At 72.3% G+C, this 12,031-nt stretch carries 8 protein-coding genes; all 8 read left to right on the top strand.

Features of this window, described 5'->3' with window-relative positions; translation table 11 throughout:
* Positions 1-19: 19 nt before the first annotated feature.
* The 8 genes from AB0J71_RS13880 to AB0J71_RS13845 all read left to right on the top strand — a co-directional run bounded on the left by AB0J71_RS13880 (position 20) and on the right by AB0J71_RS13845 (position 11,977).
* A complete protein-coding gene (locus AB0J71_RS13880) occupies positions 20-865 on the top strand; it encodes a sirohydrochlorin chelatase (protein WP_352322449.1) in 846 nt (281 codons plus the stop codon).
* A gap of 65 nt (positions 866-930) precedes the next feature.
* Positions 931-2,004 (top strand): nicotinate-nucleotide--dimethylbenzimidazole phosphoribosyltransferase, encoded by a 1,074-nt coding sequence (gene cobT, locus AB0J71_RS13875; RefSeq protein WP_352322462.1) that lies wholly within the window; start codon positions 931-933, stop codon positions 2,002-2,004.
* Between the two features lie 37 nt (positions 2,005-2,041).
* Positions 2,042-3,055, top strand: a complete 1,014-nt coding sequence (gene speB / locus AB0J71_RS13870; RefSeq protein ID WP_364414327.1) for an agmatinase — start codon at positions 2,042-2,044, stop codon at positions 3,053-3,055.
* A gap of 79 nt (positions 3,056-3,134) precedes the next feature.
* Positions 3,135-4,367, top strand: a complete 1,233-nt coding sequence (gene cobA / locus AB0J71_RS13865) for a uroporphyrinogen-III C-methyltransferase (RefSeq protein WP_352322447.1) — start codon at positions 3,135-3,137, stop codon at positions 4,365-4,367.
* On the top strand, positions 4,364-7,345 hold the full coding sequence (locus tag AB0J71_RS13860; protein ID WP_364414325.1) for a dynamin family protein: 2,982 nt from the start codon (positions 4,364-4,366) through the stop codon (positions 7,343-7,345). Before cobA ends, AB0J71_RS13860 begins: the two co-directional genes overlap by 4 nt.
* Entirely contained in the window at positions 7,342-8,967 is a 1,626-nt protein-coding gene (locus AB0J71_RS13855) for a YfjP family GTPase (RefSeq protein WP_352322445.1), read from the top strand. Before AB0J71_RS13860 ends, AB0J71_RS13855 begins: the two co-directional genes overlap by 4 nt.
* Before the next feature lie 166 nt (positions 8,968-9,133).
* Positions 9,134-9,922: a single-stranded DNA-binding protein gene (locus tag AB0J71_RS13850; RefSeq protein ID WP_364414323.1), complete on the top strand. Its 789-nt coding sequence runs from the start codon at positions 9,134-9,136 to the stop codon at positions 9,920-9,922.
* 939 nt (positions 9,923-10,861) lie between these two features.
* Positions 10,862-11,977 (top strand): GGDEF domain-containing protein, encoded by a 1,116-nt coding sequence (locus tag AB0J71_RS13845; protein ID WP_364414321.1) that lies wholly within the window; start codon positions 10,862-10,864, stop codon positions 11,975-11,977.
* Positions 11,978-12,031 lie beyond the last annotated feature (54 nt).

Raw genomic sequence — 12,031 nt, 5'->3', positions numbered from 1 at the left:
CGCACCGGAGAATCCCTCAATGAAGCCGCCGCTCCTGCTGATCGGGCAGGGCTCGAACGATGACGCCTACGCCGCGGAGTTCGGAAGGTTCGTACACCGGCTGCGCTGCCGTCTCGACCACACGGCCGTCGACGTCTCCGGCGGCTACCTGGAACGCGCCACGCCGCGCCTGAGCGACTCCGTGGCGTCCCTGATGGCCCGCGGCCATCACCGTCTCGTCGCGCTGCCGCTCAGCCTCAGCAGGGTGGATGAGGAGTTCCCGGCCGCGATGGCGCTCGAACAGCAGCGCCACCCCACCCTCATGTACGACTACGGCCGCCCCCTCGGCCCCGACCCGCGCGTGCTGGCGCTGCTGGCCGACCGGCTCGGCGAGGCCGCCGCCGAGATGGCCAGGCCGCGCCCCCTGGAGCTGGTCGGCGCCCGGCCCCGGCTGCGCGCCGTCGACACCCCGGCCCTCGACGACGTCCCCGGCCAGGTCGAGCCGGGTGAGACGGCGGTCGTGCTGGTCGGCGAGGGCTCGACCGACGCCGCCGCCAACGCCGAGGTCCACCGGGTGTCGCGGCTGTTCTGGGAGACGCACGCCTACGACTACATGACCGTCGAGACCGCGTTCGTCTCGGTGACGCCGCCCGGCGTGCCCGGCGGGCTCGAACGCTGCCGCCGGCTGGGCGCCAAGCGGGTGATCGTGGTGCCGTACCTGCTGTTCGCGGGCGGCCTGCTGGAGCGCGTGTGGGCGCAGGCCCTGGCGTACGGCGCGGGCCATCCCGACCTCGACATCCGCTGCGCCGAGGTGATCGGCGACTGCGAGACGCTGGCCGACGTCGTGATCGACCGGTACGAGGAAGCGCTCCAGCTCGTCCACTGATGCTCAAGCTCGTTCAGTTCGTTCGCCAACGCTCCAGCTCGTTCGCCAAGTGTCACCAAGTGGAGGTGTCCGTGCTCGCCGAGACCCTGGCGGCCATCCGTCCCGCCGACCCCGAGGCGCTCGCCGAGGCCCGCGCCCACCAGGACCGTCTCACCAAGCCGCGCGGCGCGCTCGGGGCCCTGGAGGAGGTGGCCGTACGCCTGGCGGGCGCGGCCGGCGTCTGCCCGCCGCCCATGCCGCAGCCGGCCGCCCTGGCCATCTTCGCGGCCGACCACGGCGTGCACGCGCGCGGCGTCAGCCCGTGGCCGCAGGAGGTCACGACGCAGATGGTCGCCAACTTCCTGGCCGGCGGCGCGGTCGCCAACGCCTTCGCCGCCCAGGTGGGCGCGTCCGTGACGGTGGTGGACGTCGGCGTCGCCGCCGACCTGCCCGACGCGTCCGACCTGGTCAAGCGCAAGGTCGCGTACGGCACCGCCGACCTGTCGCGCGGCCCCGCCATGAGCGTCGACCAGGCCGTCAGGGCGCTGGAGGCGGGCATCGCCGTGGCGCAGGAACTGATCGACGGGGGCGCCCGCTGCCTGATCACCGGCGACATGGGCATCGGCAACACCACCGCCTCCGCCGCGCTGATCTCGGTGTTCACCGGCAAGGACCCGGCCGAGGTGACCGGCAGGGGCACCGGGATCGACGACGCGACCTACGACCGCAAGGTGGCGGTCGTCCGGGAGGCGCTGCGGGTGAACGGCCTGCCCGGCGGCACCGGGCCGAGCGACGCCCTGCGCGCGCTGGCCGCCGTGGGCGGCTTCGAGCACGCGGCCATCGCGGGCTTCGTGCTGTGCGGCGCGGCGAACCGGGTGCCGGTGATCCTCGACGGCGTCATCGCCGGCTCGGCCGCCCTGGTCGCCGCCGCCCTCGACCCCCACGTCAGCGGTCACTGCGTGGCCGGACACCGCTCGGCCGAGCCCGGCCACGCCGCCGCGCTCGACCATCTCGGGCTGCGCCCGCTGGTCGACCTGGAGCTGCGGCTCGGCGAGGGCACCGGCGGCCTGCTCGCGCACCCGCTGGTGTGCGCGGCCGTACGGGTGATGCACGACGTGGCGACGTTCGACTCGGCGGGGGTCACGGAAAAGCCCGTGTGATGATGGGGGACACTCGAAACAGCACGTGAGGTGAGCAGTGTCCCGGTACGGTCCCATGTTCGGCCCTGACATCACGTTCCTCGGCGTGGACCGCTGCGACATCGCCGACCCGGCCAGTTACGCCGGCGCGGACGTGGTGATCATCGGTGCGCCCTTCGACGGGGGCACCTCCAACCGGCCGGGCGCCAGGTTCGGGCCGATGGCGCTGCGCCAGACCTGCTACCTGCCGCACAACGGGTCACGTCCGAGCCTGGCTTTGCGCGTCGACGCCCTGCGCGACCTGCGGGTGCTCGACGCGGGCGACGTCGAGTGCTACTCCGGCGACGTCGAGGGATCGCTGGCCGCCATCGAGGACGCGGTGCACCGGATCGCCTCCTCCGGGGCCGTGCCGGTGGTGCTCGGCGGCGACCACACCGTCGCGCTGCCGGACGCGCGGGGCACCGCCAGGGCGTACGCGCCGGGCCGGACCTCGATGATCCACTTCGACGCGCACGCCGACACCGGCGACATCGAGTTCGGGCACCTGCACGGGCACGGCCAGCCGATGCGGCGGCTCATCGAGTCCGGCGCCATCCGGGGCGACAGGTTCCTGCAGATCGGGCTGCGCGGCTACTGGCCCGAGCCCGAGACGCTCGACTGGATGGCGGCGCAGCGCATGCGCTCGTACGAGATGACCGAGATCGTGACGCGCGGGCTGGAGGAGTGCCTGACGGAGTCGTTCGGGATCGCGCTCGACGAGTGCGACCAGGTCTTCCTGTCCGTGGACATCGACGTCTGCGACCCCGGGCACGCCCCCGGCACCGGCACGCCCGAGCCCGGCGGCCTGTCGGCCAGGCAGCTCCTCGACGCCGTGCGCCGGATCTGCTACGAACTGCCCGTGGCCGGGATGGAGGTGGTCGAGGTCTCGCCGCCGTACGACCACGCCGACATCACCGCGTTCCTCGGGAACCGCGTTATTCTTGAGGCACTCTCGGCCATGGCCAGACGCCGCAAGGACGCACAGGGCGGGCCACGCTGGGACCCGTCGCAGCCTCTTCTTGACGGCCGTTGAGCCATGCGCAGCGAACGACGCACGGTGAGCCGGTAGGTTTACCTCCAAACACAACCTTCGCGAACGGGAGATTCCCCCCATGGGTCCCTACCTCCTCGGCCTGCGGCTTTCCGGCCGCCGGGTGCTCGTCGTGGGCGGCGGCCGCGTCGCGCAGCGGCGCGTCCCTGCGCTGCTCGAGGCCGGTGCGGAGGTCACCGTGGTGTCCCCGGCCGTCACCCCGGCCCTCGACGACCTGATCGCGACCGGCCGGGTCACCTGGCACGCGCGCCCGTACGAGGTGGGCGACTGCGACGGCGCCTGGCTCGTGCAGGCCTGCACCGACGTCAGGTCCGTCAACGCCGCGGTCGCCGCCGAGGCCGAGGCCAAGCGGGTGTGGTGCGTGCGCGCCGACGACCGTGACGCCTCCGCCGCCTGGACCCCGGCCTCCGGCCGGGTCGACGAGATCAGCGTGGCCGTCACCGCGGGCGGCGACCCGCGCCGGGCCGCGGGCATCCGCGACGCGGTCGTCGGCGCGCTGCGCGACGGCACGGTCGACGCCCGCCGCAACCGCACCAAGCCCGTCGGGGTGGCCCTGGTCGGCGGCGGCCCCGGCGACCCCGGCCTGATCACCGTGCGCGGGCGGCAGCTCCTCGCCCAGGCCGACGTCGTGGTCGCCGACCGGCTCGCGCCCCGGGCGCTGCTCGACGAGCTCGCCCCCGACGTCGAGCTGATCGACGCCGCCAAGGTGCCCTACGGCAGGTCGCTGTCCCAGGAGAAGATCAACGAGCTGCTGGTCGACCGGGCCAGGCAGGGCAAGTTCGTCGTCCGGCTCAAGGGCGGCGACCCGTTCGTGTTCGGGCGCGGCGGCGAGGAGATGATCGCCTGCGCCCAGGCCGGCATCCCGGTGCTCGTCGTCCCCGGCATCACCAGCGCCGTCGCGGTCCCGGCCGCGGCCGGGGTGCCGGTGACGCATCGCGGCGTGAGCCAGGAGTTCCACGTCGTCTCCGTGCATGTCGCGCCCGACCACCCGGCCTCCACCGTCGACTGGCCCGCCCTGGCCCGATCCCAGGGCACGCTGGTGCTCATGATGGCCGTCGAACGGCTGCCGAAGGTGGCCGAGGCGCTGCTTCGAGACGGACGTGCGCCGGAGACTCCCGTAATGGTGGTACAGGACGGTACCCTTCCGACCCAGCGGGCGGTAATCGCACCGCTTTCCACCGTGGCCGACCGCGTGTCCGCGGCTGGGATACGGCCTCCGGCGATCGTCATCGTCGGCGACGTCGTGCGGGTCGGCCAGGAGGTCGAGATGGTTCGAGCGGAGCGCTTGCCGTGAACACCGCCATGGATGACGGGCGGCACGAGTCGCTGGGGGAGCAGACGTTGAGCTTCCGCCCGGTGACGGACGACGACCTGCCCGATCCCCGGACCCCCACGCCTTCCCCGCCCGCTGCCCCCTCAGCCCCGCCCGCTGCGCCCTCGGGCTCGCCGTCTGCGGCTTCCGGGGGGCCGTCGGCCTCGGGGGAGCCGTCGTCCGCGGCTGCCCGGCCGTCGCTCTTCCAGCCGCCGCCGCGCGCTGACGAGGCCGTCCAGCCTCGGCGGCCCACCGCTCCACAGCTCCCGGCCGCTTCGCAGGAGCCCTCCGCCGGTACGGACGAGCCCGGCCCGTCCACGGGGCCCAGCCTCTTCACGCCGTCCCACCCGGCCGACCGTCCGAGCCTCTTCACCCCCGCGCGCGCCGCCGAGCCGCGTGAGGGGGACGGAACGCATCCGAGGCCCGCTGCCTTCTGGGAACGAGGCCCCCAGGAACAGGACGCCGCCCCGTCCTCGGAGATCGAGCCGACGCCCGCGTCCCCGGACGCCACCGCCGCCGACAGCGGAGAGGCGCCTTCCGACGCCGAGCAGCCGCCGCCCCCGGCGGACACCGCCCCTGACGACGACGAGGCCGCCCCCTCCGCCGCCGAGGACGCCGACGCCGCTGCCGATGCCGGGAACCGTCCTCAGGCCGACACTCCCCGGCCCGATGACGCCCCCGCTCCCGAAGTCGAAGCGGCGCCCCTTGCGGAAGGCGACGCCGACCCCAGCGAGGCGATGGACGCTGACGACAGCCGCGCCGCCGCCGACCCCAGCGACACCGGCACCTCCGCCGAAGCCCCCACCGGCTTCGACGCCTTCTCCCCGGCCGTCGATGTCCCCCTGGGCGCCGACTACCCGACCGACCCAGGAGACCTGGCGGAGGACGAGCCCGACGCCGACGCCGACGCCGACGACGTCACGTCCGCCGTAGAGACCGATGACACCGAAGCGGGCTCCGACGCCGTAGCCAACAGCGGCGAGACCGTCCCCAACGCCGCCCCGAACACCGACGCGGACGCCTCCGCCCAAGTCGACGCCGAAACCGCCGCGGACGCCGACGCCGACGCCGCAACCGGCGGCGGCCAGGGCTCCGACGACGGCCTGACCACCGACGCGGGCCTGGACACCGACACCGACCCGGACGTCCACCCCGACGAGGATGCCCTCGCCCAGGCGAACGCCGAAACCGCCGCCGCCGACGCTGAAACCGACATCGACGCGGACACCGACACCGACAGCGACGCCGACACTGGCGTTGAGGACGGTGCCGGGTCGGAGGCGGGAGGCGTGCCGGAGGGAGGGCAGCGGGTCGAGGAGCTGCCGGCCGAGGTCGTCGAGGCGATGACGTCGGCGCTGAGCGCATTGCGCGAAAGCGTGTCCGACCTGCGCTTCAGCCTCGACCTGCCGGGAGTCGAGGAGGCCAGGCAGGCGCGGGCCGACCTGCTGGCCCAGCTGGAGAACTACGTCCTGCCGAGGGTGCGCACCAACACGGCCCCCGCGCTGATCGTGATCGCGGGTTCCACCGGCGCGGGCAAGTCCACCCTGGTCAACTCCCTGGCCGAGCGGAACATCTCCCGCACCGGAGTGCGCCGCCCGACCACCGGCACGCCCATCCTGGCCTGCCACCCCGACGACAGGAAGTGGTTCGCGGAGGGCGAGCTGCTCAGCGGGCTCGAACGGCTGGACCGGCCCTCGCCCGACAGTGACACGAGCGGCCTGGTCGTCGTGACGACCGAGAAGCTTCCGCAGGGCGTCGCGCTGCTGGACACCCCCGACATCGACTCGGTCGTCGAGGAGCACCACGAGATCGCCCATCGCATGCTCGACGCCGCCGATCTGTGGATCTTCGTGACCACCGCCGCCCGTTACGCCGACGCGCCCGCCTGGAGCCTCCTGCGCCTGGCCAAGGAGCGCGGCGCCCGGCTGGCCATCGTGTTGTCGCGGGTGCAGCCCCGGTCGGCCGACGTCGTGCTCAAGCATTTCGTCCGCATGCTGACCGAATACGGCCTGGGCGACATCGACCGGTTCGTGATCCACGAGGCGACGGTGACCGACGGCAGGCTGCCCGACAGCGAGGTCACCGACCTGCGCATGTGGCTGGCCGAGCTCTCGGTCGACGAGGCGCGCCGGGCGCAGGCCGTGCAGGAGACCCTGAACGGAGTGCTCAACAGCTTCCGCACCCGCGTGCCCGCGCTGGCCAGGCATCTGGAGGGCCAGGCGGCGTTCCGGGCCGAGCTGCGCAGCGACGTCGAGGCCGCCTACCTGGGCGCGCTGGCCGAGATCGACAAGGCGTCCAAGAACGGCTCGCTGCTGCACGGCGAGGTGCTGGCCCGCTGGCAGGACTTCGCGGGCTCCGGCGACCTCATGCGCTCGCTGCAGTTCGGCAGGAGCGGCAAGGCGGGCAGGCAGACGCCCGAGCGGGTGACGGCGTTCAAGGCGGCGATCCGGGCCGGGCTGGAGTCGGTGATCGTCGCCGCGGCCAACCGCGCCGCCGAGGTGGTGGTCGCGCGCTGGCGGCACCGTTCCGAGCTGGGCGCCAAGCTCGCCGACGGGCTCGACCGCCCGTCGGACAACCTGCTGCGGCACGCCGGGCGCGCCATCGCGTCCTGGCAGGACCACCTGAACGAGCTCGTACGCACCGAGGGCGTGACCAAGCGCTCGGTGTCCAAGCTCGTCTCGTTCGATCCCGACGCGCTCTCCCTGATCTTCACGGTCGCCATGTTCAGCGGCGGCGACGGATCGGGCGTGCCGCACCGGCTCGTCAACGCGCTGCTCGGCGCGGAGTCGCTGCGCGGCATCGGCGCCAAGGCGCTCAGTGACCTGCGAGCCAGGATCGGCATGCTGTTCGACGAGGAATCCATGCGTTACGTACACGCTCTCGACTCGGCGGGCATCCCGGACGAGTCCGTCGCGACCCGCCTCTACCAGGCGACGTACAACCTTGAGGTCGCCCGATGACGACGACCACGCCCCCGAGGGCGGGCCTCGCGCCGAGGTTGTCCGCGCTCAACAAGGTGGTGGAGCTCGGTCCCGGGCGGCTCGATCAGAAACTGCTCACCGAGGCCGGCGCGCTGCTGACGCGGGCCGGCGACCGGCTCAAGCTGTCGTCCGAGCACACCGTGGTGGCCCTCGCGGGCGGCACCGGGAGCGGCAAGTCGTCCCTGTTCAACGCCATTTCGGGGCTTGAGCTGTCGCCCACGGGCGTCCGCCGTCCGACGACGGCCCGCACCCATGCCTGCGTGTGGGGGCTGGAGGGCTCGGCGCCGCTGCTCGACTGGCTGCAGATCCAGCCGCGCCACCGCTTCTCCCGGACCAGCGCGCTCGACAAGGGCGACAGCCAGCTCCACGGGCTGATCCTGCTCGACCTGCCCGACCACGACTCGATCCGGGCGCTCACCGACAACGAGGCCGACCGGCTCATCGGGCTGGCCGACCTGGTGGTGTGGGTGCTCGACCCGCAGAAGTACGCCGACGCCTCCACCCACCGGCGCTACGTGACCGAACTGGCCGGGCACGACGCGGTGACCGTGTTCGCGCTCAACCAGGCCGACAAGCTCTCCGCGGCGGAGCTGGCCGAGCTGGTCATCGACCTCAACGACCTGCTGCGCCGGGAAGGCGTCGAGCACCCCAGCGTCGTTCCCACCTCGGCCGTCACCGGGCGCGGCGTCGAGAGCCTCAAGAGCGTGATCGCGACCGCCGTCGGCCGCCGCCGCGCCGCCATCCAGAAGCTGGAGGCCGACCTCCAGCGGATGGAGCAGCGGCTCGGCGAGGCCATGCCGCTAGGCGACGCGCTGCTCGTGCCGTCGTCGGTCGACGAGGCGCGCAGGATGGGGCTCACCGATGCGCTCTGCGACGCGATCGGCGTCCCCGCCGTCGGCGAGGCCATGGAGAACGTCTACGCCGAGCGTTCCAGCCAGTGGGTCGGCTGGCCGTATCCGCGGTGGTTCGCCAAGTTCCGTCCGGATCCGTTGAAGAGCCTGCGTCTGGAAGATGTCAGCGACGAGATCCGCGGCATCACGACCGGCTCGGTGAGCGCGCATTCCGCCGAGGTGGCCAACGCCGTGCAGGCGCTCACCGACGGGCTGTCGGCCGGGATGGACCCGGTGTGGCGGACCGCGGTGCAACAGGCCGCGCGCTCGCACGCGTCCCGGCTGCCGAAGGCGCTGACCGAGGAGCTCACGGAGGTGGCGCCGCGCCTCGACCGGGTGCCCGGCTGGTGGCGGTTGCTCAAGGTCTGGCAGTACCTGCTGGTGGTGGCGTTCGTGGCCGGGGTGGTGTGGCTGGTGGCCGGGCTGACCGTGCCCGCCCAGCTGCCCGCGACCCTGCAACTGGTCGGCGACGGCGCGGCGCTGCCGTGGGTGGCGCTCATGATGGCCTCCGTCCTGGGGCTGGGCGCGTTGTCGGGCATCGCCTCGCGCAACTTCGTGGAGCTGGGGGCCTCGCGCGAGCGGGAACGTCTGGAGCGGGAGATGCGCCGCAGGGTGTCGACGGTGTCGGTGAAGATGGTGGTGGAGCCCGTCGAACGCGAGCTGGGCCGGCACCACGCCTTCTACACGGCCCTGCGCGACCTCTCGGCCTGACGCCTCTCTTCTCGTACGCCCCCTGTGCCACTGGCCTTCGTCCACAGCCGTCCTGCCTCGTCGTCCCGTCATCCACAGAACGGCGTTCGGCCCCGCCCCGCCCGGCCTGCTTCAGGCACCGTGTTCCCAGGTCGCGGGCAGTCCGCCCGCCGCATGGGAGGCACGGATGAACGACATCTACATCACGCTCACCGGAAACGTCGCAGCAGAGCCACGGCAGTACAGCTTCGACGACGGCACGAGGGTCACGTCGCTGAAGGTGTTCACCTCGCACCGCTACTTCGACAGGAAGACCGGGCAATGGACCGACGGTGAGCGCGTCTGCTTCACGGTCCGCTGCTGGCGTGCGCTGGGCGACAACGTCGCCGACTGCGTACGGGCGGGGCAGCCCGTCGTCGTGTCCGGCAAGCTCCGCATCCGCGAGTTCGGCGCGGAAGGCGACCGCCGGTTCATGCCGGAGATCGAGGCCAGCGCGGTCGGGCACGACCTGCGCTGGGGCACCGGCGTCTTCACCAAGCCGGAGCGCGGGGGCGGCCTGGGCTCGATGACCAAGGAGATGCGCGAACGCCTCGACGAGGAGACCCAGGACTGGGCGATGGGCACCAAGCCCGTCCGCCCGTCTTCCCCCCACCCGAGCGCCGACCCGTCGGTCCCCGCGGCCGCCGACGCCCTGCGAAGCGCTCCCGCGCAGCCCCACGACGGTGACGCCGGGCCGGACGCCGGCCACACGGCGCTGGCCATAGCGGCCACCGACCCCGACGCCGCCACCCCGCAACCCGCCGCCCGTCCCGAGCCCCAGCCCGACCCCGCCGTGGCGGACGACACCACGCCTGACACGGTCACGCCGGAGCATCCGGGCCGCGCTTCGTCGGCCAAGGCGGCCACGGTCCGCGTCCTGGGCGCGTCCAGCAAGCCCCGGACGAAGACACAGACCCCGGAGAAGGCCGCAGCCTGACACCGACGTCACCTGACGGCTTGAGCATCTACGCCGGTGGATGCGCCCGTCGTGACGGATACGTGGCCGCTGCCCACGAAGGCGGGCGTCTTCATGGCGACCTACTCAACCGCCGTGAAGACACCCGCCCCCAACCCGAGCAGCCTGCTTGCCTCGACGCCCCCACAACCACACCCGCCAGGTGTGCCCATATCGAGGACGCGGGGGGCCGTGATCAGCCGCCTGTAGGCAGGCGTCGCCCACAGGAGTCGCCTACCGGTGAAGTTCAGATACGCGGGCGGCCAGTGCCGGCCTGGCGCAACGGCGAGGCGGGATCCCGGCCCTGCCGCTTGCCTTGACGCACTCCTTGGCGCCGCGTAGGCCCAGACCTGCTGGTCATCGAGTTCGCCGATGGACCGGATGAAGGAGTGGTACGACCGACGGTTCACCTGCCATGGGTCAGGGGGAAGGCGATCGGGGCGGAGGGCAGCAGCCGATGGTCGGCGCCCCGCGCAGGGGACGGCCAGAGGGAGGGGGAGGGGGAGGGGCATCGGCTGATGGCCCCGATGTCACCCCGAAGGGGGGCCGATGGGGTGGTTGTCCGCGTCAGATACCTAGAGCATGGATCATGTCCAGGTCACTCCCCGCACCATGGTTGCTCCTTTCCGGCACTGCCCGCTCGCGGAGTGAGCGGGCGTGGTCGTTTCAACGTAGCGGTTCCCATCGCATAACGCACACTCCGCAATTATTGTGTTACACATCGTTAGTCAGGGAGGAGACGAGATGGCGGCGACCAGTCACGCCACGATCAAGTCTCGCGACGGTGTGTCAAGACTGGCCGGTCGTTGGCCATTGCTCGGGCAACGGCGCCCCCTTGTGGCGTATCTGTGCGCCATTGTCGCCCTAGATGCCGTCGCGATCATCTTGTTCACGAGATCCACCGATTTCCACTGGCCGGATTTGCTGACCTTTGCCGCTCTCATGGCGTGCGGCGCGGTCTGCATCGAGGCCAGCAGGCGTCTGGGCATGCCCGCCGGAGTCTCGCGTGACCTGTTGTCGGCCTGGTGGCTGCCGGTCGCCCTGCTCCTGCCGCCGGTCTACGCCCTCTTCGCGCCGATCGTGCTGCAGATCCTTCTCCAGGTGCGCGTGCGCGCCACAGTTCTCTACCGCCGGGTGTTCAGCTCGGCGGCCATCGGCCTGGCCGGCTGCACGGCGTCGGTCGCCTTCCACTGGGTCGTGCCAGATCCCTGGGTGCTGACGCTGGGAAGTGGGCCGCCGATCGCCTACGCGGCTGCGGCCGCCGTGCTGTTCTCCCTGCTCAACATCGGTCTCATCGCGGTCGCGGCGCACACGTCCGATCCTGAGGGGTCGTGGCAGGAGGTGTTGTGGAACCGGGAGAGCGTCCTGCTGGACGTCGTCGAGCTGTGCCTCGGAGTCACGGTCTCGATCGGGTGCGGGCTCAATCTGGCTCTGCTGGTGCTCGCGTTGCCGCCGGTCGTCCTGCTGCAACGCAGCCTGTTGCATGCGCAGTTGCAGGCCGCCGCCCGTACCGACTCGAAGACCGGGCTGCTCAACGCGGCCGCCTGGCAGCGGGAGGCCGACACCGAGATCCTGCGGGCGCGCCGCAGCGGTGACACGCTGGCGCTGCTGATCATCGACATCGACCACTTCAAACGGGTGAACGACGCCCACGGGCACCTGGTCGGCGACGAGGTGCTGGCCGGAGTGGCAGCCATGCTGCGCAGGGAGTTGCGGGACTCCGACGTGGTGGGGCGGTTCGGCGGCGAGGAGTTCGTCGTCCTGCTGCCGGGGGCGGACGTCGACGAGGCGCGGCAGGTCGCCGAGCGACTTCGTACGCACATCGGGCACATGGCCATCCCGGTGGACGAGGCTCTGATCCGGATCACGATCTCGGTCGGGGTCGCGTTGATGTGCGTGCACGGCGACGATCTGATCGACCTGCTGGCCGCCGCCGATCTGGCTCTTTATCGGGCCAAGGAACTGGGCCGGGACCGTGTCTGCATCCCCGTCGTCCAGCCGCCACAACCGCCGTCGCCCGAGGAGCAAGCCGTGTGACCTGCCGTGAGGCACACGGTGTGATGTGCGAGGGTGCGGGCAGGCGCCTGAGGG

This window comes from Nonomuraea sp. NPDC049637 (genome assembly GCF_040675235.1).
GTDB lineage: Bacteria > Actinomycetota > Actinomycetes > Streptosporangiales > Streptosporangiaceae > Nonomuraea.
This window is presented reverse-complemented; position numbering and strand designations above follow the sequence as displayed.